This is a genomic window from Sulfolobus sp. E5-1-F, from assembly GCF_009601705.1.
In the GTDB taxonomy this organism is placed as follows: domain Archaea; phylum Thermoproteota; class Thermoprotei_A; order Sulfolobales; family Sulfolobaceae; genus Saccharolobus.
Map to the genome: position 1 here is coordinate 72,431 of NZ_CP045687.1, position 26,251 is coordinate 98,681.

25 protein-coding genes and 2 pseudogenes are annotated in these 26,251 nt (G+C 34.4%); 17 read left to right on the forward strand and 10 right to left on the reverse strand.

Features of this window, described 5'->3' with window-relative positions:
- Nucleotides 1-145 precede the first annotated feature (145 nt).
- The 3 genes and pseudogenes from GFS03_RS00355 to GFS03_RS00365 all read left to right on the forward strand — a co-directional run bounded on the left by GFS03_RS00355 (nt 146) and on the right by GFS03_RS00365 (nt 3,129).
- Nucleotides 146-646 (forward strand): hypothetical protein, encoded by a 501-nt coding sequence (locus GFS03_RS00355; protein WP_153421980.1) that lies wholly within the window; start codon nt 146-148, stop codon nt 644-646.
- Nucleotide 647: 1 nt separating this feature from the next.
- A complete protein-coding gene (locus tag GFS03_RS00360; RefSeq protein WP_153421981.1) occupies nt 648-1,997 on the forward strand; it encodes an ATP-binding protein in 1,350 nt (449 codons plus the stop codon).
- A gap of 90 nt (nt 1,998-2,087) precedes the next feature.
- Nucleotides 2,088-3,129 (forward strand): annotated as a pseudogene (locus GFS03_RS00365) (encapsulin).
- Here GFS03_RS00365 and GFS03_RS00370 read toward each other — a convergent pair.
- Complete coding sequence (locus GFS03_RS00370) at nt 3,124-3,933, reverse strand: hypothetical protein (RefSeq protein ID WP_153421982.1); 810 nt, start codon at nt 3,931-3,933, stop codon at nt 3,124-3,126. The pseudogene GFS03_RS00365 and the gene GFS03_RS00370 sit on opposite strands and share 6 nt — an antisense overlap.
- 71 nt (nt 3,934-4,004) lie before the next feature.
- On the reverse strand, nt 4,005-4,793 hold the full coding sequence (locus GFS03_RS00375) for an aldose 1-epimerase (RefSeq protein ID WP_153421983.1): 789 nt from the start codon (nt 4,791-4,793) through the stop codon (nt 4,005-4,007).
- 154 nt (nt 4,794-4,947) lie between these two features.
- Between GFS03_RS00375 and GFS03_RS00380 the strand changes: the two genes are divergently transcribed.
- From GFS03_RS00380 to GFS03_RS00390, 3 genes are all read left to right on the forward strand, one after another.
- Complete coding sequence (locus GFS03_RS00380; RefSeq protein ID WP_153421984.1) at nt 4,948-6,201, forward strand: MFS transporter; 1,254 nt, start codon at nt 4,948-4,950, stop codon at nt 6,199-6,201.
- Nucleotides 6,202-6,350: 149 nt separating this feature from the next.
- Nucleotides 6,351-7,403: an ISNCY family transposase gene (locus GFS03_RS00385; RefSeq protein ID WP_153421985.1), complete on the forward strand. Its 1,053-nt coding sequence runs from the start codon at nt 6,351-6,353 to the stop codon at nt 7,401-7,403.
- A 158-nt stretch (nt 7,404-7,561) separates the two neighbouring features.
- Nucleotides 7,562-7,900 carry a DUF2173 family protein gene (locus GFS03_RS00390; RefSeq protein ID WP_153421986.1) on the forward strand — a complete coding sequence of 113 codons (339 nt, stop codon included), beginning with the start codon at nt 7,562-7,564 and terminating at the stop codon, nt 7,898-7,900.
- Between the two features lie 2 nt (nt 7,901-7,902).
- On the opposite strand, the gene GFS03_RS00395 is transcribed toward GFS03_RS00390, so the two are convergent.
- From GFS03_RS00395 to treH1, 3 genes are read right to left on the reverse strand one after another with little or no spacing between them, the layout of a single operon-like run.
- Nucleotides 7,903-8,679 (reverse strand): SPL family radical SAM protein, encoded by a 777-nt coding sequence (locus tag GFS03_RS00395; RefSeq protein ID WP_153421987.1) that lies wholly within the window; start codon nt 8,677-8,679, stop codon nt 7,903-7,905.
- On the reverse strand, nt 8,679-9,869 hold the full coding sequence (locus tag GFS03_RS00400) for an Nre family DNA repair protein (RefSeq protein WP_153421988.1): 1,191 nt from the start codon (nt 9,867-9,869) through the stop codon (nt 8,679-8,681). Before GFS03_RS00400 ends, GFS03_RS00395 begins: the two co-directional genes overlap by 1 nt.
- Nucleotides 9,870-9,891: 22 nt before the next feature.
- Nucleotides 9,892-11,628, reverse strand: coding sequence for an alpha,alpha-trehalase TreH1 (treH1, locus tag GFS03_RS00405; RefSeq protein ID WP_153421989.1), 1,737 nt, complete (start codon nt 11,626-11,628; stop codon nt 9,892-9,894).
- Nucleotides 11,629-11,733: 105 nt separating this feature from the next.
- Between treH1 and GFS03_RS00410 the strand changes: the two genes are divergently transcribed.
- Complete coding sequence (locus GFS03_RS00410; protein ID WP_153421990.1) at nt 11,734-12,267, forward strand: hypothetical protein; 534 nt, start codon at nt 11,734-11,736, stop codon at nt 12,265-12,267.
- 33 nt (nt 12,268-12,300) lie between these two features.
- On the forward strand, nt 12,301-13,053 hold the full coding sequence (locus tag GFS03_RS00415; protein ID WP_153421991.1) for a CBS domain-containing protein: 753 nt from the start codon (nt 12,301-12,303) through the stop codon (nt 13,051-13,053).
- 17 nt (nt 13,054-13,070) lie between these two features.
- Here GFS03_RS00415 and GFS03_RS00420 read toward each other — a convergent pair whose 3' ends face one another.
- Entirely contained in the window at nt 13,071-14,588 is a 1,518-nt protein-coding gene (locus GFS03_RS00420; protein ID WP_153421992.1) for a 4-hydroxyphenylacetate 3-hydroxylase family protein, read from the reverse strand.
- Nucleotides 14,589-14,717: 129 nt separating this feature from the next.
- Between GFS03_RS00420 and GFS03_RS00425 the strand changes: the two genes are divergently transcribed.
- Entirely contained in the window at nt 14,718-16,031 is a 1,314-nt protein-coding gene (locus GFS03_RS00425; RefSeq protein WP_153421993.1) for a M20/M25/M40 family metallo-hydrolase, read from the forward strand.
- 38 nt (nt 16,032-16,069) lie between these two features.
- A complete protein-coding gene (locus tag GFS03_RS00430; protein ID WP_153421994.1) occupies nt 16,070-16,624 on the forward strand; it encodes a DUF433 domain-containing protein in 555 nt (184 codons plus the stop codon).
- On the opposite strand, the gene GFS03_RS00435 is transcribed toward GFS03_RS00430, so the two are convergent.
- Nucleotides 16,608-17,240 carry a carbonic anhydrase gene (locus GFS03_RS00435; RefSeq protein ID WP_153421995.1) on the reverse strand — a complete coding sequence of 211 codons (633 nt, stop codon included), beginning with the start codon at nt 17,238-17,240 and terminating at the stop codon, nt 16,608-16,610. The genes GFS03_RS00430 and GFS03_RS00435 overlap by 17 nt on opposite strands.
- Nucleotides 17,241-17,397: 157 nt before the next feature.
- Here GFS03_RS00435 and GFS03_RS00440 point away from each other — a divergent pair, with 157 nt between their 5' ends.
- The 6 genes from GFS03_RS00440 to GFS03_RS13425 all read left to right on the forward strand — a co-directional run bounded on the left by GFS03_RS00440 (nt 17,398) and on the right by GFS03_RS13425 (nt 20,979).
- Nucleotides 17,398-17,682 (forward strand): hypothetical protein, encoded by a 285-nt coding sequence (locus GFS03_RS00440; RefSeq protein ID WP_153421996.1) that lies wholly within the window; start codon nt 17,398-17,400, stop codon nt 17,680-17,682.
- Between the two features lie 37 nt (nt 17,683-17,719).
- Complete coding sequence (locus tag GFS03_RS00445) at nt 17,720-17,980, forward strand: hypothetical protein (RefSeq protein WP_153421997.1); 261 nt, start codon at nt 17,720-17,722, stop codon at nt 17,978-17,980.
- Between the two features lie 37 nt (nt 17,981-18,017).
- The gene (locus GFS03_RS00450; RefSeq protein WP_153421998.1) at nt 18,018-18,686 is read left to right on the forward strand and encodes a uracil-DNA glycosylase; all 669 of its coding nucleotides are present in this window, start codon (nt 18,018-18,020) and stop codon (nt 18,684-18,686) included.
- Between the two features lie 212 nt (nt 18,687-18,898).
- Nucleotides 18,899-19,816, forward strand: coding sequence for an agmatinase (gene speB, locus GFS03_RS00455; RefSeq protein WP_153421999.1), 918 nt, complete (start codon nt 18,899-18,901; stop codon nt 19,814-19,816).
- Nucleotides 19,817-19,851: 35 nt separating this feature from the next.
- Entirely contained in the window at nt 19,852-20,430 is a 579-nt protein-coding gene (locus GFS03_RS13420; protein WP_238699138.1) for a hypothetical protein, read from the forward strand.
- Between the two features lie 54 nt (nt 20,431-20,484).
- On the forward strand, nt 20,485-20,979 hold the full coding sequence (locus tag GFS03_RS13425) for an AAA family ATPase (RefSeq protein ID WP_238699140.1): 495 nt from the start codon (nt 20,485-20,487) through the stop codon (nt 20,977-20,979).
- On the opposite strand, the gene GFS03_RS00465 is transcribed toward GFS03_RS13425, so the two are convergent.
- The 3 genes and pseudogenes from GFS03_RS00465 to GFS03_RS00475 form a co-directional block, all read right to left on the reverse strand.
- Complete coding sequence (locus GFS03_RS00465) at nt 20,976-21,155, reverse strand: hypothetical protein (RefSeq protein ID WP_153422000.1); 180 nt, start codon at nt 21,153-21,155, stop codon at nt 20,976-20,978. The genes GFS03_RS13425 and GFS03_RS00465 overlap by 4 nt on opposite strands.
- A gap of 234 nt (nt 21,156-21,389) precedes the next feature.
- A pseudogene (locus GFS03_RS00470) lies at nt 21,390-22,942 on the reverse strand (amino acid permease).
- A 78-nt stretch (nt 22,943-23,020) separates the two neighbouring features.
- Nucleotides 23,021-24,343, reverse strand: coding sequence for an aspartate aminotransferase family protein (locus tag GFS03_RS00475; RefSeq protein ID WP_153422001.1), 1,323 nt, complete (start codon nt 24,341-24,343; stop codon nt 23,021-23,023).
- Nucleotides 24,344-24,661: 318 nt separating this feature from the next.
- Between GFS03_RS00475 and GFS03_RS00480 the strand changes: the two genes are divergently transcribed.
- Nucleotides 24,662-26,251: an APC family permease gene (locus tag GFS03_RS00480; RefSeq protein ID WP_153422002.1), complete on the forward strand. Its 1,590-nt coding sequence runs from the start codon at nt 24,662-24,664 to the stop codon at nt 26,249-26,251.

Below are 26,251 nucleotides of genomic sequence, written 5' to 3' on the forward strand. Positions count from 1 at the left end.
TTCATATAAATTTCAAATATCGTCACACGCTAAACGATGCAACAAAGTCCCTAATATAACAACTAATGTGATTCCTTATTTAGAGTTTGAATCTAGTATTAAGGGCTGTAAGTCTTATGAATCTTTTGGAACTAAAACCATTACCATGATCAGTAAGGATGACGTTTTTACTCTTATTCTCAATGAATATAAAAGTTCACAGAAGCCCGTTTCACTATCTAAGATTAAGAGAAAATTTAAGGACGAAAGCATTACACAAGTATTAGAGGAATTAGAAAAGGAGGGAAAAATAAGAAGGGTTGAAGATAAGGGTAAGACTACTTTTGAACCAATAGATAGTTTAAATATAGCAGAGGAGTTGAAAATAATAAGGGATGAGATTCATAGAGTGCTCGATCTATTACAGAAATTAATCGAATCTAAGAGCCTCTCATATAAGGATTTTGATGAAGCTTATGATAGGATAAAGGATTCCTTAGGATATGCACCTTTGGAGAGAATAAGGATAGAACTCGGATTTTCCAAAGAAGAGTTTTACTCAAAATTTAGAAAATATATAGAGGAAAACTACGATTTAATAGCTGGAGGTGATGAGGGATTTACGAGAAAAGGCGTTACTTACGGAATAATTAAGAGGAGGAGATAACATGGTTTGTGAAATACCAAGGGTAACTGTAACAACATGGTCTTCTAAAAGTGTTATATTGGTAGGTCCAACTTATAAGAAATACTTAGAAAAGGCTCTAGATGCGGTGAGAAATAACGAAGTAGCGTCAGTTGTTGGACAGCCGGGTATGGGAAAGACTACATTGCTTAAGAAAATAGAGGAAATAACTAAAAGTAATAATCTAACAATTTACCTAGACTTAGCTAATAAGCAAAGTATAGATGAGGAATTCTGGACTAAAATTAATCAATTTGAATTAAGGGAAAAAGTCTTACCAGAATTACAAAAGACAAAGAGTAAATTTGGCTATTCGTTTTGGAAAAAAATAACTGGAGTTAAATTTGAGGATTGGCTACTGAAGGTATGTAATAAATACGATAATCCCTTCTTAAGGATTTATTGTATTAACTACGAAAGAAATTTTGATGGAATGATAAACGCATTAAGAGATATGAAGAGTTTGGGTAGGCCAGTATTACTAGTTGATGAAATAAGAGAGTATCACTTAAGCTTGATACATAGATTAATCAATGCAGGGCTTGAAATACCAATAGTTATAGCGATGCCAACTGAAGTTTATAGTAAGATTTCTGACCTAGCAATAAGAAGGAGAATTGAGGAGAGTAGAATTCCCCTTGACGATGCATTAACTACTGAGGACATAAAGGAAATTGTCGAGGCTTATTGTAAGGATCTGGCAGAGGATATTTTACCCATAATTATTACATTATGGAGTAGTAAGGAGATAACGAATGTAAGTTCAATATTACAATTCATACGAAATGAAATGGATAAGGTCGAGAAAATTTGTGAGAAAAAGGACTTGAATTGTATTAGAAATGAATTGAAAAAGTACACAAGTTTAAGGAATCCAGAAGATGACGCTAAGGAATTTGAAAAGAAAGTTAGAGAGTTATTAAATAATATAAGTAAAGAGTTTGGCATTAGTTACGTTCATCCAAGAGGAAAGAGAATTGAAATTGATGGAAAGAGTTTAGTAGTAGGCTTGTTCTTCATTGTAGATACTCAAGTATTCTTAGGAGATGTAGTATTCTCAAACGACGGAAGATTACATAATGATGAAGAATTGAAATTGTTAAGTAAAGTTGAGGAAGTTGAACATGAAAAGAAAATATACAAGGTTAGGGGAAGATTCTTAATAACCAATGTCGATGTTAGTATTAATGGTATATATACACTAAATATTCCTACATTAGAAGTTGTAAAAATATTAAATGGTGACGTATTTCTACTAGAAGAGAGAATGAAGATCCTCTTCGATCAATATCAAACGTTTACAAAGAATGAGACAGAAAGCCTTGCCCTATAGGATGAAGGGAGCTTAGTCCGATAAAAGAGAAAGGCAGAAGTCATTACAATTTTTATGTATGATATTTACAATATGATTAATGCTTAGTCTTTGTTCTCTAATGATCCATCTACCTTAACCAGAAAGGAAAAATTCGACAAAGAGGAAGCAGTTAGAGCTATAAGGAACGCGATAGCTGCGGAAATCGATGCTATAAACTTTTATTTGCAACAAAATAAATATATAGATGACGATAAGTTAAGAAAAGTACACGAGGATATAACTAAAGAGGAGATGACACATTTCGGGGAATTCCTAAGATTACTATATCAAGTTTCTCCGGAGGATTTCAGCTATTTTAAAAAGGGATGGGAAGAAGCGTCGAAGCTAATAGGAGAAAATAAAGATTTTCCTTTAGTTCAGACCACTTCCAGTGAGAATCGTAATGATCCTATAGTGAGCTGGATGACCGAGGGAATTATGTTAAATAGAGTAGTAAGAAACATAGGGAATATTATAAAATATGGATCCACTACTGTATCTTTTTCAGAAATAAAAGAAAATTCGGGCGAAATAGTTCAGAGCAAAAGTACATCACTCTATGAAGTTCCACTAATTAGCTCTCAAGTTAAATTTTATCTAGGTCAAAAGGATGATTCAAGAAGGATAGCCATAATTGCTGGTAAATCTTTTGCTAAAATGGAAAATCAATTGTTGCTAAAGGATCATCCGTTATCACCTCAAAAGATGAGCTCACGGATAACTGCATCGGATTGGAATGTCCCTGGGAATATACTACTCGACATTCTGAGAGCGTATGAAACTCTAGCTAAAGAGGGATTCAGTAAAGATATTTATATATTGATATCTAGTTCAAACTATTCTAAAACGTTTAGAGTAGTTGATAGAACAGGTACCTACGAAATTGAAATGATAAAGGAGATAGGAAATATAATACCTACAGACACCGTTGATAATGACGAGATTTATATTATTAGTAAACGAGGATTTGACATATTAATTTACTCTGAAGTTAATATCGAATACTTAGCTAAAGAAAAAAGACTATGAGGTATATTTGATCTCTGAACAAATTGCACCTAGATTAATAAGTAAATTTGCATCTTGCATAGTTTCACAAAAAGGATCATGATCTAGCCTTTACTTCTTCCAGCCTCTTTTTTAAGTTCTTAAATATTAAATCATCTAAAGAAATATCATAGGCGATCAGTTCTACATTTCCGCTTACCTTCAGTAAATATGCGAAAATCTCATTACCAGCCACATCCATGTTATTTATTTGTGCATGGGAAATCTCTCCATTGACGATAGATGTTATTATATTGTAATCTTCTCCAAGAATAATTATACCTCCTTGTTTAATATTTGCCATAACTTCTCTTAATTTTAATATAACCTCTTCAACACTTCCTCTAAATCTAAATACCTCATTAATAGTTGGAGCTTCTTCCGATATAGAAGGTTTGAAATAAAATCTAACAAATGGTATTATATGTTCTTTTACTAAATGTGTCGCAAAGTCAAAATCTCCCACTCTTAGTCTATCAAAAAAACCGTAACTTTGCTTTACATCAGCAGCTACTTTTATTTTTGTTAGCTTACCTAATTCCGTTAAGATAAGATCTATCTTCCACGTTAATTTTCCATTATCTCCCTCTCCCTTATATGTAATGGTATTAAATGTAAGTAATGGTCCTTCCATTGTACCCGAAAACGTTGTCACTCTTGATTCAGGATCTCCAATTACATATAGGACCTTAAACTTATTTTCTGGATTTCTTAGATTACCCATAGTTACGAATTTATTTTCGTTCTTATCAAATATATTTACTATCATGAGATGACCCAATATTCCAGTAAACCTCACTGGGTCTAAGAAGAATGACAGTAACTGAGATCTATTACCTTTCACTTCTATTTCTTCTGAATAAGGCATAAATGATATATATAATTTTAAAATATAAACCTTATTGATTTATATAGAAGATTACCTATGTATGAGTACATCTAATAGAATCGAAATGCAAACACAAAATATGAGCTTTCATTCGGCTCCAATATTTTGAGCCCTAAGCCATTGTGGTATGCGTCTGGAGCACCACTCATGGGCTCTATGGCGACTGAGCCTCTTACGCCAGTATATATCTGAACAAATGGCATATTCCTTCTTGTAATTTTCACTTTCGAATATGAGGAATGCAACTGAATACCTCCACTTATCAAGAAACAATCATCGTAATCAGTATGCTCAAGTTTAGTTTTTATCAATTCGCCAGTAGGAATCTTATTGAAACTTATACACTTCTTAACACTTTCTTCTTTTTCCACCACTATCCTCCAATCGTCAGCTGTAATAAAGTAGGGATGTGCACCAACTGTTAATGGAGCCCTTTTATTTCCAACATTTTTTACAATTATTTTTGCCCTAAGACCATATTTGAAAACCTTATAAGTTACTAGACACTCCAGTTTAGAAGGATATCCTTCATGTTCTAAAACATACTCCAGGGTAACACTATCATCGCTCTTGGTTACCACACTAAATTCCTTATCCATGACTAATCCATGAATCGCATTTCCCTCTTTGTTTTGAGGCAAAGTGTATTTTACTCCCTCAAATACATACTCTGCATTTTTCACCCTATTTGCAAATGGTATTAGAATTGCCATGCCACCCCTTGTTGGTCTCTCCAGATCACCCTTTAATATCATATCTTTGTTTCCTATTCTGAATGCATTAAGATATGCACCTTTTGTTAAAATTTCAGCTTCCGTATCTCCTTTTTTTATTTTCATACACTTTCACATTAGGACCGGGATTAAATTTATTTTCTATCTAAGTCGTCTTAATCTATCTTCAATTTAAAAAATTTAAACTTATATAAGGATATTCTTCTCGTTAAACTTTACAATAAAACTTTTAAACATTACATTATGGCTAAAAGAAGTAATGATTAAGTATAAGGATACGAGATGGATGTATCTGGTAATACCCTATAACGCTTCGACGGGACCATTGTCAACGTTGATAACATTACAGATACTTTCGCTTGGTGGAAATGCAATCGACGTAGCATATGCGATATCTCTAAGCAACGCTGTTCTAATTCCAGCTTCAATAATATGGGGATTTATGGCGGACAGAATGGATAGAAAGAAACAAATATTGATAAGCTTCGCTGGAGTTTCAATACCACTTATTATGATGCCTTTCATGCGTAATGTCACATTGATTACCTTAAATTACACATTAATTACATTTATGAGCACTGCGTCAACAACACCGTTCAATTTACTCGTAATGGAGTCAGCAGAGAAAAAACACTGGGGATCCTTGTTTTCAAGATTTTCTTTGTTCTCCTCTATAGGTGTTTTACTAGGATTGATCGTTTCGACTTTTCTTGTAATTCTCTTAAGAATTGACCAAATTGAGGAAATATTGGGATTTTCAGTACTGGTTACGCTAATTGCTAGTATAAAAATACTTCCAAACCCTATAATTACGTTTGAAAGGGCAGCTATTATACACCATAAGGAATCATTTTTAACTAGAATGAGACATTTGCCAATGATGTTCCTTCATTTACCTAATATTCATCATTTTAAAATGTTCTCGATGGCTAGATTATTTAGAAAACCTATTAACTATATCCCGTTACTTTACTTAGGAATAGTATTATTTTACATAAGTAGTGGAATATTCAATACAGTTTATCCTGCAGGATTGTACGTTAAGGGGTTAAATAAATCTGAGGTATTGGCTGTAATAAGCGTTGGTATGGTATTTCAAATTTTAGGATTTAGAATATCATCAACGCTTCTTGAGAATAAGGATGAGAAAGTATTAGCTCACATTTCACTTATATTAAGAGGAATGTCTTATATAATACTTGGCATATTTGCCCAATTATTTTTAGGTATACCAATATTAATATCTGGATTAATATTCTATCCATTAGCAGCTGGAATTGCCTATGCCATATTTTACTCCTCTTCTACTACTTTGATATTCAAAATTGTTGGGGAAAGAAGACAAGGAACTGGACTCGGAGTTTACAGTACAGTAGTAGGGATATCACTATTTGTGGGATCGCTTTTGTCTGGTTATATAACACACTATATTAGCTATGGGATAGATTTTATAATAGCGGGAATAATGCTTTTGACTGCGTCATGGATATTCAGATATCTAGAGGAAGGATAAATTTTTATTAATTTTTCTTAAAAATAATCTGATATTTAAGCCTTACGACTTTCTATCGACGCTAAATTTTTGATTAGTAGTTTCCTGAAAATGACGTCAATTTGAAATACCTTAAAAACTTTTTAGGATGATAATACCAAGACTAAACAATGAAAATAACGAGTCTCTTCAACAGGGGATTTGCAAAGGTAAGGAAGTACCTAGAGAAAGTGAAGAAGACGCTAGGCAGTAAATCCCTAGTGAAGTTACTGGGTGCATCTCTGATCGAGGATGGATCAATGAGGGCCAAGTGCACCACGGCTGGAATTGACTACGAATACGCCTTGAGGAAGTTAGAGGAGGTCGCTAAGGTCGATCTAATCGAAGTAGTGAAGGAATTAGTAGGGGAACACAAGGTCCAGCTCTCAATAGACGACACACTAAACGAGAAATACTACGCTGAAGCCGCGTGGGTCTCAGCTCACATGACCCAATTCTTCTACTCCAGGAAGGATAAAACCTACATCCCAGCACACCAAATCCTTGTAGCCACAATAAGGGACTTGGAAACCAACGAGGTCTACTTGATCCACCTCGAGATCTACCTACCACAAAAAGTCGTGAATATCTTGAAACAAGAAGGGAAGCCAGTCCAGTTCAGAACGAAGATCGAAATCGCAATTGAGCTGATAGAGAAAGTGAGGAGGAGGCTTAACGTTAGTTCAATAGCGTTCGATTCGTGGTACGTGAACAGGAGAACTCTTCTGCCCGGTGTTGTTTCGGAACTTAAGGCGAGCGCGCGGGTTACCGAGGGAGGTAGATCCGTGCCGGTCGCCGAGTTCCCCGAGGGAGAGTTCTCCGTCACGTACCTCGGCGTTCCTATTAAATTAATTGTAGTTAATAATTATAAAGGTTGCGGGAGGAGGTACTTCTTCACGACCGACCTAACCATGACCTCTGAGGAGGTAATAACGACTTGGGAGAATAGGTGGGATGTTGAAACTGTGATAAGGGATTTGAAGGTCCTAGGCCTTAGGAGCAGTTCGTTCAAGAGCGTAGTCAAGATCCTCGGATACATGAAGCTTGTTGGACTAGTCGTGAACTTCCTCCACATCTTGAAGTATGAGCTCGGTTCCCACCTTGGTGTAAAGGCTCTCTCAAGGTACTTGAAAAACGTTTATGGATACTTCCTTGACTATAAGAAACTATTCAGACTACGATAAAATCTATAAAGTACTATTTTGATATTTTTGCACATTATTTGCTTAGCTTTTAAAGTAAAGTAGACAAGATTAAAATTTTACTTGTTATATTTTTTATTATGTTTAATCATAAAATTTATTAAAAATGATAAATCTAATATTTAGTAGAGGTGCAAAAAATGAGCGAAAAACTCGATAAACTAATGCAATTAAAAGGAGCGATAGCTGCTGGACAATATACTCCTGATGGGAAACTTGTGGAATATAAGGGACCATTAACAAGAGAGATTGCTGAGATGGTAGCAAAGATGGCAGCAGCTAACACTTTAATGGGAACTGTGGAAGCAGAGTCTTTCACAAAAATTTCTGGAATGAAATGGACTCCATTCTTAGGGTGGGCAGTAGCTGCTGGAGAGTATGCAGTATGCGTAATGGGAAATTATGGAGTATTTGTTAAACTTTCTGAGGCAGATTTCAATCAAATATTCAAAACATTAAGAGAAGTAGCTGGAATCTAAGGCTAGAAAGTTTTATAATATTTTCTTTTTTCATAAATCCAATCCTCACTTTCTTCATGGCATTCTATATCGTATCTCTTACAATTCTCCAATATTCTATTTTTCAAACTAACCCACCACCATGTAGAACCTTCCTTAAATTTTAACCCCTTATAGTAGTGGAAATTATCAAAAATTACCCTTACCTTAATATTTGAAATTTCACGAATTATATCCTCTATCTCCATATCATTTATGCCTTGAATAATAGGCCCTAAGAAAATCCACGTTTCTAGCCCTTCATCGCTGAGTTTCTTTAAGGCTCGTAATCTGGCTCTAGCTGGAGGTGCATTGGGTTCTAACCTATTATTTAAACTAGTAACTGTAAATCCAACATCTACTCTGTCCTTGTATTCTAAGAGTACGTCAATATCTCTTAAAACTAAAGGTGACTTGGTCTGAATTGAAACTCTGAAACCATTTTTTAACAGCACCTTTAGGCTTTCCCTAGTGAGTTTTCTTAAAGCCTCTATTGGTTGATAAGCATCAGTTATCGTAGATATTCCGACTACTCCTTTCTTATAGATTTTCACTTCTTTCATTAAAACCTCAAGCAAATTCTCCTTAATTATTACTACCTTCCCCCAATTTTCTGAAGCCTCCTTATTTGGAGTAAAATTAGGGGCATAGCAATAGGGACAAGAATATACACAACCTAAATAAGGATTTAAACTATAGTCTAATTCTCTCAATCCAGATTTGCTCAAAGCAGATTTTACTTTAATGGACTTTACTATCATTATAACCACTTATCAATGGTATTAAAGGAGAGTAATGACTTCCTTAACCACTCCTTCAAATCTGACCTTAATAAGCTCTTGACGAAGTCTAAAGCTATATTTATGTTATCGAATACTATTGGTTTGCCTTTAAACATTTCCCTAACGTTTTCCCTAACAAACCAGACACCTACAGGTAAGTTAAATCCTTCATATATTTCCCTCCATAATATTGCAGTTGCTTGTCTTTTTCTACTTGCCAAAAATTCTGCTACGCCTAATCTAGAAGCATAATAACAACCCCCTATTTCTGGATAATCTGATCTTCCGTGATATCTTTCGCTATCAACTTCTATATCAACATAATTGCCAAATTTATTCCAAGTACTTCCAGGATACCAAGCTTCTCCCCATTCAAAACTCCACTTTCTAGGGAGAAGAATTGCAATGAAAAGATTCTTATTATGTTTTCTAAAATAAACTTCCACCTTATCTATCGTTTCATAACGCTTTATACTCTCAATTAGAGTATCTGATATAGCTTTATCTACTGCTGTTATACTCCATCTTGTGGGTACTAATTTTCTTTCTTTCCCGATTCCTCCAACGCTTAATATCCTAGATATTTTTTCCACATCAACCCCTGCATTATACAATTTCATTATACCATCTTTTGCCTTCATATCATTATCACTATAGACCTTCTCCACTACTGATAATGGAGGCGGTAATGTACCTATTTCGAGCTTTTCCAATGGCGCTGAAGGGCCTAATGGCGGTAAACTCTCATCCAAAATACCTCCAAAAGGTACTCTTTTTAGCCTTAAATCCAATTCCACTGGTCTCGACGATATTGCTATGCTCTGAATATCTAGTAAAAACCTATCTGGTAATCTTGCAGCATCCCTATGGTATTTTACACCTCCTCTAACTAAGGAAAGCCTCATAGATAGGAACTCAGTTAGGTCAGCATTAAGCCAATATTTGGGATTTTCAAATTTACTCGTATCTCCCAAAATTGGCGGAGTAGAGGGATAAACTGTAATTTTGGGGTAACTAAACCTGCCTACAAATACTGCTGGTGGAGAAGAACCATATACCTCCTTGAAATTTATTCTCACAGTCTTAGTACTGACTATAACTGGACAGTATGAAAGACCGCAAAGGTACTTTGCCCCTCTACACCTTATGCATAACTCCGGTCTTATCACTAATTTAATCTAACTCTCTTATCTATATAATATTTTTATCAGTTAACTTATCGTTAAGCTCCTTTATTGCAATTACCAACTGAGCATGAACGAAAATCTGAGGAAAGTTACCTGTAAACTCTTCTTTTTCTACGTCTATATGTTCACCAACTAAATGCAGTTTTCCTGAAACTTTACTAATCTTATCCAATATTTCTAAAGCCTTTTCTATTTTTCCCATTCTTATATAAACTCTAGCAAGCCAGACCGTGGTCAACAAAAAGGGATGTTTCGCTTCTCCCATGAAATCAGTCTTATACCTTTTCACAAATACATCGGTTCTTAGATCATTTTCGATTTTCGTCAGAGTATTAATAAATATATCATCATTGACTTCAATGAACCCATATAATGGTGCTGATAGTATCGATGAATCTACGTCATCAGTGTCCCCACAGTATCTAATAAAATAATTGTTCCTTACACAGTTTGTTAATATCCAGTTTCTAAGCCTTTCCCTCTCTTTAGACCAAATATCCCCATATCCAATCAGACTTGCTAGTTTTCCTATTCTGTCTAGTGCTATCCACATCATAATTTTAGAGTGAGTATAGTGTTGAGGACTTCCCCTATCCTCCCAAATTCCCGAATCTTTTAAGCTCCAGTTCTCAGCTATCCAATCCCCAATGTACTTCACTTTACTAAAAACATCTTTAAGAAACACTTGATCATTGGTGATCTTTATATACTTATAAAGTGTCGAAATGAAAAATCCTTCAATGTCCAATTGAATCTGGGAAGAGGCACCATTTCCTATTCTTACTGGTTTAGAGTCCTTGTAGCCTGATAACCATCTTAATTGTCTTTCAGGTGGGGGGATAGTACCTTCTATCGTATATAGGGGATAGTAAAATGGCTTTGATGAAAAATTTATAAGTGAAAGTAAGAAGTTTATTATCCTTCTAGCTTCTACAACGTATCCAGCTTCTAACAAGGCTTCAGCTATAATCGAAGAATCTCTTACCCACGCAAATCTATAATCCCAATTTCTCTTACCACCTTCAACTTCTGGTAAAGATGTAGTAGGTGCTGCAATGACTCCACCAGAAGGTGCATAAATAGAGCCTAACATTGCGTATATGGATGTCTTATAAAGATAATTAAATGCTCTAACATCTCTTACATCAATACTTTTCCAATAGTTTATTGTTTTTTCAAACGATCTTTCATATATTGCATTTAATGCTTTACCTCTTTCGCTGAAAATACCATGTTTAACGTCAGAGGCATAGTTAGCTATTAGATACCCTTTCCCATTACTAAATTCCCAAACGTAATTTCCGAATCTTTTTACCTCCCCTGAAAAGTCGTAAAGAAACGCTATACAATCCCTTCCCCTTGGGTTTACAAATCTACTACCATCGATAATGGGTTTATATAGGGAATAGTAGAATCTAGGTTTAAACACAACCTTAAAGGGAATTTCAGATTCAACCTTTCTTATAATTACTGTTTCACCTAGCGGTATGAGATCTGTGATATTTATTTCACCTTCTTTAGTGCGTATATTAGTCGTTAATACTAATGGATAAGCGTATTCTTGGTTAACACCTATTATTTCTTGTCCTTCTGGTAAAATGGAAAACTCTCCACCATCTTCATCTAACAACTTAGTGAACAGTGATGGTGAATCGAATTTAGGAGTTGGAAACCAAACTATCGAGGATAAATCAATCAGTGCTGATGTTATCTGATTTGATATGAACCCAAGCGGTTTCATAACTAATAAAAGGTTAAACAACTATATAACTCATTATCTGAAGAAGGTAACTAGATTATAATCATTATTAAGGGTGGAAGTGAATAATAAATACTATGATTAAAGATGTACTGCCTTGATGACAGAAAAAGAGTTCCAGTAAATGTTGTATGTTCGTCCTATAATTTCAAAATCAAGGCTATAGTGAATGGAAAACCTTATATGGCTAGCTATGAGGAATTATGGAACTTTCCATTAGATGGTTTGAATAGCATTCATTTATTCGAAAATTTAGATTACGCGTTGAGGAATGACCCGTTCCTTTCAGTTACTAGTTCCTTAGCAATATTCGTTTCCGAAAAGGAGGATATTGAAGGTTTCGTAGAACTAATATTATCGAAAACGCTTTTTGAAATAAGATCTATTATTTTAGCTGAAAATCCGATTTCGCGATACGGAGATAATGAAATTACATTATCCTCAAGTTCATACTATTATTATCTAAGTTATAGGAACGATAGATTGATAATCAAAGCTAAGGATAAAGAAGGATACTATGAGGCAAACATGAAATTACACAATTTTAACTTCGTAAGTGATTATAGGGAGTTGTTGAGAAATATGGAAAAGATTGGGAAAAGTACAAGAATCGTTATTTGAAAGTTTTTTAACTATCATGACAATATATTACATATGAAAGTGATTGATATAGCTTATCCTATTGTAATAACTATTTTCCCAGAATCGTCATTAAAGGAGGCAATTGATATACTTTCAAATAATCCGTCTGGTAGAATTGTTGTTTTAAAGGACGAAAAGCCTATTGGAATAGTTTCTACTAGGGATGTTGTTGCTTCTTTTAGTGAGTATGGAACAAATATATACGATTTAAAGGTTAAGGATATAATGAGCAAGGATTTAGTTACTGTCTCACCTAACGATGACGTCAATGATGTAGTTAGAATAATGCTAATGAACAATATTGGAGGAATTCCAGTAGTTGATAATAACACTATCGTAGGTATTTTTACTGAAAGAGAAGTATTGAAACTAATAGCATCCTCAGTATTCTCTGGGTTAGTGGATTCCGTGATGTCATGTAACATAATATCTATAGGCGAGGAAAACACAATATTAGATGCTGCAAAACTGATGGCAATGAATAACGTAAGGCGATTGCCAGTATTTGGCAGAGATAATAAACTTATTGGTATAATTACTGCAGCCGATATAATTAAATATCTAGCTAAAAATAAATATATAGGAAAAGTCTTGGATGCAGGAACTAAAAACCCAATAACTATAAACAGATATTACAGTATATTAAATGCAGCTAAATTGATGATAGAAAAGAGAATAGGAACATTACCAGTTATGGAAAATCAAAAATTGATAGGGATTGTTACTGAAAGAGACCTTATGTATGCGTACATTAACATAGTATAAAACGACTTTTAAGTTATCTATTTTTGACCTCCATTATTAGCTAGCTTTTCCGTATCTGTCCTTCTCCAAGGCTCTGCACTTTCCTTAAACTCAATACTCTTCTCTATTTGTGATAAGTATCTAGCAATCTTCTCAGCATACTCGTAATCGTAAATCCTATTTATGGCAATTCTCTGAGCTTCTGGACTACCTGCTCCATGAACCGACTCGATAAGAAACGCAACGCTAAAGCCTATATTCTCCAATAATCTTACCATTCTTAGTCTATCTTCCGTAGTGTAGTCCATTATACCTTGTAGATATTTTTCAATGTATGGTTTAAGTTTAGGATTCTTTAAATCCCACTCACTAGGAGCAGTGCCTATTATACCTCCTGCGATATCGGTTGAGAGCTTAGTAATCTCGTAAGGAAATCTCGTGACTAGTTGCTTAGTGACGTTTGCAAACATCGGATTCACCCACCAGCACCCATCTTCACATAATTTAACTGCATCGAGACTGGCTGCAATGCCACTTCCGTACATGTTCTCGTTTAACAGAACCATTTCATTTAGCTTATTCTGAATATGTGGAGCTTTTTCAACTCCGATTTGTTTAGCTAAATTATACGCTGCGCCAATTATCACATCTCCTAATCCGGACTTACAACCTCCATAACCTTGCCTGTGATAAGAGCTGAAAATTTCAACTAAGATTCCGCTCATCTGCCAATCTCCTAGCATAAACACTCTTTCCATTGGAACGAACACGTTGTCAAATATTACTAAACCCTCATGATTAGTACGATAGGGTAATCCATCTATCTCCCCTTCTTCTAACCTTCTCCCATCATTAACTTGCCTTCCAATTATAACTTTGATTCCCTCAGTATCTAATGGAATAGAAAAAGCTACCGCGAAATCCTTATCTTTTTCACTCATCGCTCTAGTTGGCATTACCACAATCTCCTCAGCAGCTGCTATTCCGGTTATATTAGCCTTAGCACCAGAAACATAAATACCGTCTTTAGTAACTTGAGTAACTCTTAGATAAGCGTGAGGTTGCTCATGGGGTCTTAACGTTCTTATACCCTTAACATCAGTCATTGCTCCAGCCAGTGCTATATCATTCTTTTGAACATATTTCAGATATTCCACAAATCTCTCATAGTACTCCTTTTTCCCTTTTTCCGCCATTAGCTTAGATGTGACGTATATTGTATTTAACGCGTCCCATCCTACGCATCTTTGGAAGCAAGCTCCAGTTTTGTGACTTATCTTTCTCAGAAGTTTAACCTTAGCTGCCAAATCCTCTGGAGATCTATGAATATGGGTAAATCTATTTACTTCTTCATTAATAAAGGAACTCCATGCTCTTGCTAGAGATTTACTATCCTCGTCATGAGCAGCATCATAAGTTGCTTTGAATGCTAGCACTGAAGGCTTCAAGAAAGGATGCTCAGTTACGTCTTTTACTTCCTTTCCCATAACGTAAATTTCAACCTTATTCCTATGTTTAATTGCATTAACGTACTCATCACCAGTTCTTAGAACCATATAATAAAATAGTAGGACTGGTTTATAAAGTTAGATATTTGCCAATAAATATAATAATAAAAACTTTATGACTAACATTTTTAAAATTCTAACCAACATACTTAAAAAGGTAGAATACACTATATTTTAGTGGATGAGGAACTTTATACTTTAATTGAATTCTTAAAGAAACCCTCCATATCCGCAACTGGAGAAGGAATAGAGGAAACGGCAAACTATCTCAAAGAAACCATAGAGAAATTATTAGGCGTAAAAGCGAATATTGAGAGGACTAAAGGTCATCCGGTAGTATATGCTGAAATTAACGTTAATGCCAAAAAAACACTACTAGTTTACAACCATTATGATGTCCAACCAGTGGATCCAATAAGTGAGTGGAAAAGAGCGCCTTTTTCAGCGACAATTGAAAATGGCAGAATTTACGCTAGAGGAGCCTCTGACAATAAAGGAACATTAATGGCGAGGCTATTTGCTATTAAACACTTATTAGATAAGAACGAATTAAACGTTAACGTGAAATTACTTTATGAGGGAGAAGAAGAAATCGGCAGTGTAAATTTAGAAGAGTATATCGAAAAGAATACAAATAAACTAAAGGCAGATTCAGTAATAATGGAGGGTGCTGGCTTAGACCCTAAAGGAAGGCCACAAATAGTGCTAGGAGTAAAAGGGTTATTATATGTTGAACTAATTCTTGATTATGGAACTAAAGATTTACACTCTTCAAATGCACCAATAGTTAGAAATCCGTGCGTTGATCTATCCAGGATAATATCTACGTTAGTGGATATGGAAGGAAGAGTATTAATTGAAGGGTTTTATGATGACGTGAGAGAGTTAACTGAAGAAGAAAGAGAGTTAATAAGGAAGTACGATATAGATGTAGAGGAGCTAAGAAATGCGTTAGGGTTTAAAGAATTAAGGTATTCTGATAGAAATAAGATTGCCGAGGCATTACTAACTTACCCAACTTGTAATGTGGATGGATTCGAGTGCGGATATACTGGGAAGGGTAGTAAAACGATTGTACCGCATAGAGCCTTTGCGAAATTAGATTTTAGGCTAGTCCCTAACCAAGATCCTTACAAAATTTTCGAGTTGTTAAAGAAACACCTACAAAAGGTTGGCTTTAATGGAGAAATAATTACTCACGGCTTCGAATATCCTGTTAGGACGTCAGTTAATTCTCCAGTAGTCAAGGCAATGATTGAATCCGCTAAAAGAGTATATGGAACTGAACCACAAGTTATTCCTAACTCTGCTGGGACGCAACCCATGGGGCTATTTGTTTATAAGTTGGGGATAAAAGATGCAGTTAGCGCAATAGGTGCTGGGGGGTATTACTCAAATGCGCATGCGTCTAATGAAAATATTAAGATAGATGACTACTATAAAGCTATAAAACATACCGAGGAATTTCTAAGATTATATTCTACACTATAATGTATAATCTTAATAAATAAGAAAGAAAAATATTCTATGTGGATCTCCCCGGTTATAACTACATCGTTGTGTATAAGGATATTCATTTTGGGAGACCATTTATAGCTGGAACTTTAATCAGGCCAGAAAATGTACTCTACGAACTTGCAAAAGATAAAACATTTGATGAGGTTTCAAAGGCGTTTTACAATCAAATAAACTTCAAACAAATTCAAGAGTGTATAAAATATGCTATTGACGTAATGAAAATTTTGAAATACTATAACAAAATAAAGCCTAAAGTTCCAAAAAGATTAAAGAAAAAATTGGGACCTACTAGCTATAATTTCATAGACAAGGGAGATGGTGATAATAAATATAATCCTATAATAAAAAATTCCAATGTGAAAGTGATAGATGTTCTAACTAAACTATATGAGGGGAAGGAAATTTCGCAAGTGACTGAAGAGCTAAGCATACCCAGAGAAGCTGTAATTGAAGCAATTCTCTACTCTGCTTCACTTATAGATGATTTTCACTTGTCGTTATCACAGTTTAAGGAGCCCGCTTCAGTAGTAATTGAATCCTTTAACTATATTAGAAAGAAGCGATAGAGACTACAACCGAAGGGTAGATAGTTCTGATCTTTTCAGCTATTTTCTCGTCTGGAGTTATAATTTTATTTATCTTCATAGCATAGACTGCTATATCTAAACTGTCCCAAATTTCCTTATCTTCAGCCGAAATATGGTAAATATTTGAACTCAGCTCACCTATTTGGGAGGGTTTACTTATATAGACCATGTAGGGGTCATTAGAAGACGGTATTTCTATCTTATTTACATCTATTAACTCAGCCCTTACTTTATCTCCAAACATTCTTTTTAGATTTTCCTTTTGAATTTCCATGTTCAAGATTTCCAGTTCTGAAAGGGAATCAAATTTCTTTGAGCTAAATTGTCTCACCAGTTTCTCCTCAATAAGTGATGTTATTTTCTTTCCATCTTTTAAGGAAAAGTAAACAACCTTCATTGCCCCACAATCGGTATGAGGTAGCAAAATTACCTCATCAACTCTATCCTTGTATTTATCTAACGTTATCAAAAGTGAATTAACATTAGCTCCAGCATTTCTAATGACTATCGCATCTGGATATCTTTTCTTCAAATAGTAATTCAATCTCCTATCCATACAAGAAACAATTAGCTTCATCTCACTATATACTGACATAAGTGACTTTAAACATTTATTAAGAAAATATCTATTAAACATTTAAACTATAATACACAAGATTAAAATAACTGTGTGTTATAATAACGATTCTATCTTAGTATTTTTAGTATTATTAGGGATAATGCTTTTTAAACTATACTAAAAGGGATTAGTTATGGAATATTCAATAATACTGAAGACATTGGTTAAAGACAAAAGAGAATGTAAATCCTTTCTAAATGTTTGTAAAAATGAAAAATTCATATTTATAACAATCTGCAATGATGAAAGAAAGATTTATTGTGGAGAAGTAAATGGAAATTCGATAAGATTTAATGAAAAGGGAAATAGCAATATAACATACGAAATACCAATAAGTGATGATGATAATATAAGAGTGTTGAAAATCAGCGACGATATTTACATATATAACATTGACGAATCTCTTTTCTTAGATTGAATAGAGCTTATATTTTCTTATTTAGTTTCTATTTATAATGGGAGTTTCAATCTCTGACCTAAAATATCTCATAGAGAAACCAGAGATCTTTGGATTTAAACTGGAAACTGTTAGAAAAGATACAGAATTTAAAACTGCGATAGGTGACATTAAACGAAATGGTATAAAGATTGAGAACTATTGGATAAAGTGTAATAAGGATGTTGGTGAATGTGAGGTAGTTGATGATAATAATAATCTGATTATTGTTAATTTTCTAAAGAAAACAATAACTAAGTATACTACCTCAAATTTGTAAATGCAAGCTTAAAATTCTTTTGTTACAAATGAGATTAGTGGAGAGCTTTATATCTAGGTTAATTTCATGCACTAAATGTCCTAGGCTTACACAATATAGAAACTTATTTCCCGACAATTATTGGAAAAAGCCTGTTCCTCCAAATGGCGAAATTAACGCTGAAATAGTAATAGTAGGCTTAGCGCCAGCAGCGAATGGAGGAAATAGAACCGGGAGAATGTTCACCGGAGATGAGAGCTCAAATAATCTTACCAATGCTTTATACGCAGTTGGACTTGCAAATCAGCCATTTTCCATCTCCAAGGATGATGGACTACGATTATTTCGCGTTTACATTACTTCGGCAGTGAAATGCGCACCGCCACACAATAAGCCTAATAAGGATGAGATAATTAACTGTTCAACATTCTTAGAAGAGGAAGTAAGGATGTTAGATAACGCAAAAGTTTATATTGCATTGGGTAAGATAGCATGGGATTCGATCATTTACGTTTTTAAGAAAATTGGATATAATGTTCCTAACGTCAAGTTCTATCACGGGGCACTAGTAAAGGTTTCAAAGCCAGATATGTCAATAATCTGGTTAATAGGGAGCTATCATCCTAGCCCAAGGAACATGAAGACTGGAAGACTAACAATGGATATGCTGATTGAAATATTTGGTACCGCTAAAAGGTTAGTGAGTAATAGGGAAAGAATTACTTAGTCAAATAATTATAACTATATATTATACTAAATTAATTTTAATTATATCTCCTCATCTATGATATTAATGTCATATATTTCGGTCAATTTTCTGAAAGACGAGATACAAAAAGATTAGTCTTCATGATTAGGTATAGTAGTTGGATAATATTATGCATAAGAACGATTACCTTGTAACGCTAAATTAATAATATCAAAAGGCTAGATATTACTATGAGACAATTAGATGCTTTAAAATCTCCACGTTTTACGCAAATTTCCACCTTTGGTAGATTGCCAATTTGTGGAAAAGACGAGGAAATAAAGGCTGCATTTTTGGGAATACCTTTCGATGATGCCGTAACTTATAGGCCCGGAGCTAGATTTGGACCAATGGGAATAAGACAAGGATCTAGATTATTACGACCTTATAATCAATTCCTAGACACTTATCCTTTTGATAAGCTTAACGCTTGTGACATGGGCGATATAAACATTATTCCAGGGTATATTGAAGATACAATGAACATAATACAAACCAATCTTTACGAAATAATATCATCAAAAAACTTAGTGCCATTTATAGCTGGTGGAGATCACTCAATTACATTACCTGTTTTAAGGGCTTTATATAAGAAGTATGGGAAAATAAACATTGTACACTTAGATTCACATTATGACTTCTGGGATTCCTATTGGGGTAAGAAACATACACATGGAACATGGTTGAGGAGAGCAATTGAGGAAGGCTTAATCAAAGAAGCAATACAAGGGGGAATTAGAGCCTCTACATTCTCGAAGGAAGATCTTAAGGATAAGGAGAGATTAGGAGTGAAAAGTTTTACAATAAGAGACTTAAAGTATAATTTAGACGCTGTGATAAGGGAAATAAATTCCTTGTCTGGCCCTACACACGTTTCCATAGATATAGATGTTGTAGATCCGGCATTTGCTCCAGGAACTGGTACTCCAGAAGTGGGTGGCTTAACAAGCTTCGAAATTATAGAAATTATTAGAAAGTTGAGATTTGATAAACTAGTTGGATTTGATGTTGTAGAAGTTGCTCCGCCATACGATGTAAGCGAAATCACTACGATGTTAGCTGCAAATATTATCTACGAAGGGATGAGTGTACTTTCATTAAATCTTTAAATTAGTGGTACCAGTAATTTAGTGGTACCAGTAAATTGTGGTTCATTTATGGGAAACCAACTAATAATCCATTTGGAAGAGAAAATGAAATAGAGTCTCTATTAAGATTATATAAATTAGGCCAACCTATAGGTTTAATAGGACCGAGAAGAATTGGTAAAACCTCACTTCTTTTAGCATCTCTTGAACGTTCCTCATTTCCATTTTCCCTAATTTCAGCAGAGGAATTCATTAGGGGAGAAAAAGGATTTGATTTTGCAGAGTTTCTTTCAGCTAATATTACTAATATTACGAGTACGATTTACTCAAAAGCTAATTATAGGATAATATTAGAAAAAGGAAAGAGTTATCTGAAGCAATTAAGAGATTTGTTGGGTCAAATAAAGGTGACTTTTAACATACCAGAACTCTATTCTACGATAGAGTTGACTTTAGATAAGGCAGAAAAGAAAAAGAATTTAGAAAGTGAGTTTCGTGATGCACTGGATCTTCCCCAAATACTTTCTGAAAGATTAGGTTTGGAAAGGGTTATTGTTGCTATTGACGAATTTCAATATTTACGCCTTGCTAGACAATCAATACCGGGCATATTTCACATGATGCGAAGCAAGTAGCAGTTTCATAAAAATGTAACCTATGTGATTTCTGGCTCACTAATTGGGATGGTAATGGAATTATTAAGCTCAAGAAACCAGCCTTTCTATCAATTCTTCTATTTGATGAGAGTAAATCCATTTGATAGAAAAACATCTGTAGAATTTTTGAGAAAAGGATTTGAATTAAATGGCTTAAAAATAAGTGATAGAGAGATAGAACTAATTGTGGATGAAGTTGATGGATTTCCAGCATGGCTTAATCTAGTTGGAATTAAAATTATTACTGAAAGAAGGAGTGTTAAGGAAATTGTAGAGTCGTTGGTGAGAGATGTAAATTTAGCTACAGCATTAGAAAATGACTTAAAGAAGTTATCCCCTACGGCAAGAGCTGTTCTAAGAAGTTTGGCTAAATTAGGAGGAACAGGACGACCTAAGGATCTTGGTATAGATCTGTTGAGTGCAACTAGAGGTCTTAAACAATTAATAAATTATGGTTTTGTTGATAATGAAAAGAGAGGAATTTATAGAATCATTGACCCAATGTTAATGAAATATCTCATGAGTTAACCTTGAGATATGATATAACTATTTAGTTTATATTCCACATTTATTCCCTTGACTTCCTTTCTTATCGTAATAATTGCGTATTTAAGTAGTTGATCAGTATAACCACTACCTAGGTTTATTATTACTGTTTTACCAATTTTATCAATTCCTTGTGATTCGTGTATATGTCCATGCAATCCCAATAATGGTTAAAATTTCTCTTATAGCTCCCTTAACCGATCTAGAACCTACGTGAACCCATTTACCATTTATATACGCCACATCTAATTTTGTATTATACGGAGGAGCATGAAAGTTTAATATAATTCACTTTAAACATATTCACTGCATTAATAGCTTTTTTAAATACAATATTCGAACCATGAATATCAGTTACGGAAAACAACTTAATATCTTTACCCAATCCCTATTCACTCCGGAGGAATTTCCTTGAAAATTAAGTTGAAATCAATTCCTTGCCTAGCTCTCACGAATTTAGCAACATAGAATATCATAAACAATATTATAATAGAGCCAGCAAGTATTCCATAACCTAGAATTGAATCTGCACCTATGGCTGGTACTGTTAAATACTGATAGAATGTATAAATTAAATAGATTATAGATAGTAATGCAATAGTTCTTATCTTGTTTTCACCTTTCTCAGTCTTCAAAACAGCTATTGATAATATGGTCATTGGAAATAGCATTAATATAGCAACCGCGACGCTTGAAAGCAAGAACGCTCCTGCCGAAGTGACCGGTAACGTAAACACTGTTAAGCCTATAAGTCCAGCTATCATTGATAGGAGTATTGCCTTAATGGGAACATGTCTTTTTTCACTAACATCACCTACAAAATCTGGCATAATTCTGTCCATCGCGTAAGAGAATAACAATCTACTTCCCACGAAAGACGCTGCAGACAGATACATAAGTAATTGTATGATGGTAGCTAAGGCGAATAGTACACCTAATACAACATTTCCACTAGCTATACCCTCCAATAAATCTAAATAGGGAGTGGGAATAGATAAAGTACCTTGAACTATACTTAAATACATGAGTTTGGTAGTAAAGTTATATCCGAATTGATTATACTCAAGAGTTAATGCTGCTGTAAATATGAAGCCAGTTATAAGTAGAGTCCCTAGAATACTAATTGGCATACTTCTCTTTGGGTTTCTTACCTCACCTGCTATATACACAGTGTTAATTATATAAGAGAATCCTACAACATAAACTGGGTTTAATGAAATAATGTTGTAAATACTATAATATAGCGGTACTGAAACATTTGATGATGTTACATTAGCATATAGGTTTGTAATGTTAGCGTAGGTTAACGCAAAATCATTTAGTCTTTTTATGGCTAAGGAATGTGGAACTAATACCTCTACTATGATCATTCCTATGGCAGCTATTAAAGCTAGAGGTATTGCTAACCATTGAAAAACTCTATATACCTTATTTCCAAAGACTGGAATTAAGGACATAATAACTATCTCAACTGCACCTATGGCCATTATTAAATAGGGATTACTATCTATTGTTGAGCCTATAACTATTAATGAGGAATTATGAGTATAGTAGCCCAAGATTGTTAATAAGGGTATTAAACCGAAAGTTTGTAGTGTTATTCCAGTTATTCCCATGAATAAGGGTACAGTTGCTAAAAAGTACCCAGCATTACCTACGAAACCTAATGCGGGATGTAGATTCCTACTGACATAAACGTAATCAACTGCAACTCTCGGAACCTTAGAGCCAACGTATGAGAATATCATTCCAACTAAGAAGAATCCAAACTATAGGTAATATTAAACCTACTAAGGGATCTCCACCAACTAGAGGACCAGTAGAGGCTACATAATATGTTGAAAATAATAGACCTAACAAGGCAATATTAAACCACAATGCGTCTAATATACCAAACTCCCTTACTAATCCATCTTAAAAATACTCCCTTCTTAGACTTTTCCATAAGGAATCAATACAATTTAGACAGAATAAGAATAATAAGCTTTAATATCCAAACAATTGTAAAGTTTTTAAAAATATGCTAAAGTGAATTAAGGATTCTCTTTAAAATTTTTATCACCTTGTTAAGCAATTCCTCTGGGATAGTTAATGGTGGCATAAGCCTTATTACGTTATCCCATCGTCCAGCTTTATACACTAGCAATCCACTTTTTAACGCTTCTTCTATAACTATCTTTGTTCCTTCGCTCCAAGGTTCCTTTCCTTCCTTAACTAGCTCTATTCCTACCATAAATCCTAATCCCCTTATATCACCTACATGGAGATTTTCAACTTCCCTTAATTCCTCTAAGATTTTTTTGCCTAACCTATCTACCCTTTGAAGAATGTTATATTTTTCTATAAATTCTAAAGAAGCTAATCCGGCTGCTAATCCTAAAGGATTTCCCCTATAAGTACCAAGATGAAAGCCAGTAGGTAGTTTATTGAAATCTTCCCTATAAGCTACCATCGAAACTGGTATACCTTCACCTATCGCCTTGGAAATCGTCACTATATCTGGTTCAATATTTTCCCATTGATATGCCCACATCTTTCCAGTACGCCCTACACCAGTTTGCACTTCGTCAACTATTAATGGAACTGAGTACTTTTCCGCTAATTCCTTAAGACCTTTAAGAAAACCTTTGGGTGGAACTACGTAACCGCCTTCCCCTTGTATTGGTTCTACTAGTATTCCAGCTACGTCACCGCCTAAATATCCAGGATTCGACATTGCGTAGTCTAATAAGCTTAATATTTCATTTAAACAATCCTTAAATGGACATCTATAAGGATAAGGATAAGGAAACTTCACTAGTCTGTCGTCAAAGAACTGATTAAACTCCTTAAATCTATTAGCCCCAGTTAAACCTAAAGTACCGGCAGTTATCCCGTGATAAGACCCTTCAAAAGCAATTATTGTTTTCTTTCCAGTGATAAATCTCGCTATCTTCACTGCTGCTTCAACTGCATCTGCACCAGTCGTAGTAAATAATAGTTTAGCCTTAAATCCTAAAGTAGATAATAACTTTTTGCTAAAATTAACTCTAGTCTCCGTTGGTATTTCTAAAGTGTGCCATACCCTTTCCAATTGCTCTTGAACTCTCTTCCTTATAAAGGGATTATTATGACCTAGATTAACTACTGATATCCCTGTGACCATATCAATGTATACGTTGCCATCAGCGTCGATTATGGTAGAACCTTGAGCTTTGTCAATTGCTATCTTAAAGTACTTAGGATAGTTTATGGCTGAAGTTTCACTCTCTTCTTGTTCTTTTAGCAACTTAACCGATTTAGGACCTGGCGGGGTAAAATTAACTATTGGTGCTTCTAGTATGCTACCGTCTAAATTTTCTTCCATATACTAACTTCCTTGAACTGTTTAAAAAAGATCAACTATCATGTATATTCGGTCTAAGTATTACCTCGAGGATCAATCTGAAAAGCTGTAATAATTTCTAAAATAGATACAGTTTAAACTAGTACAATCTTTGTTACTAGAAATATGATAATCTTAAATAATACTAAATAAAAACTGAAGATAGCAATTTAAATTTTCCATTATCCGAAGTTAGGTAGCTTTGTTGAAAAAAGATATCCACATTTACGGGAATTTAAATATTTTAAAAATTTGATAGTAGTAAGGTTTTTAAGCACCTTATATACCACACTACTTAAAATGCCAGATAAAAATCAATCTGTTTTCATAAGACAATCTTCTGGATTAGTAAGAGAAGTTAGTCCATGGACATCATTTTTCGCTACATTTGGGCTAGTAACGGGCGGAATACCCATATTGATAGTTTCATGGCTTTATCTTGCTCCGGGCGCAAATTGGACTATATCTTACTTGATATCACTGTTACCTACTTTAGGAATGGCATTTCTTTTTTACATTGCGTCAATTTCAACCCCTAGATCAGGTGGGGATTACGTATTTCAGGCTAGATCGTCACATTCCTTAGTAGCGTTTGTCAACTATTGGGCCCTATGGATAGCTTTTGCACTGTCTTTAGGACTATATAGTTATTTAGGTGCGCAATGGTTTGCTTATTTATTTAGCGGTTTAGGGCTTTTTTACAATAATCAAATATTAATAAACTTAGGCTCATTTTTTACCACAACTCTAGGGAGTGTAATAGTAGGCATAATAATACTTATTATTGGAGCAATTGTAGCCTCGATAGGAAAATATGGTTGGAACTTCGTATTTATAACCGGCGTTATATCCATACTCTCGACGATAGTTACATTCGTGGCTTTAGCCTTAATAACCCCTTCACAGTTCTCTAATGCATTATCATCTTTTACTGGAGTAAATAACGCATACAACGAAGTCATATCCACTGCTACTTCAAATGGCTTAAGTTTTGTATCCCCATTTTATGGAGCCTTCCTAGCAATTCCAGTAGTATGGTATTATTATGTATGGTATAATTTACCAGCATCTTGGAGTGGAGAGATGAAGAAAGTAAAGTATAATTCACTATTAGGTATAGTCATTGCAGTATTATTCATAGGAGTCTATTATATTCTATTTACCTTCCTTAATCTTCACGCCTTTGGTGAGAGATTCTTAACATCTTGGTCATTCATTTCCGCAAATTCGTTAAATAGCACAGTTTATAATGATCTTAGTAGCATGGGCACGTTCACTCCTTTCTTCGCCTTATTAGTAAACCATGATGTACTTTTATACATTATAATGTGGATAGCTTTCTGGTTACCTAATTTCTACAGTAATCCCCCCTTAGTTGTCTCCTTAACCAGATATCTGTTTGCGTGGGCGTTTGATAGGATAATGCCAGAGAGGTTAGCTGATGTAAATGAAAGGTTCCATATACCACTAATCTCAACCATAATCACTGTAATTATTGGTTTAATAGGAGTACTACTTTACGCATATTTACCAGCAATATCAATTGTAGATGTAACAGTGATATTCGAAATAAGCTATGGAGTTTTCGCCCTAACTACTGCATTATCACCTTTCATAAAGAAGAACTTCTTCAACAGAGTCGTACCTATTAAAAGTATAAGAAACATTCCGCTAGTATCTTTAATAGGATTTCCTGTGTTTGGATTCCTTCTTTATGCGTTATATCAAACCTGGGGAAATCCAATATTGCTTCCAATAAACTTCCCTACAATACTTTCATTAGTAATAATATATGCAAGCGGAATTATGATTTATACAATCTCATACATCATTAATAAGGAGAGAGGAATACAAATGAACTTAATTTTTGAGGAAATACCACCAGAATAA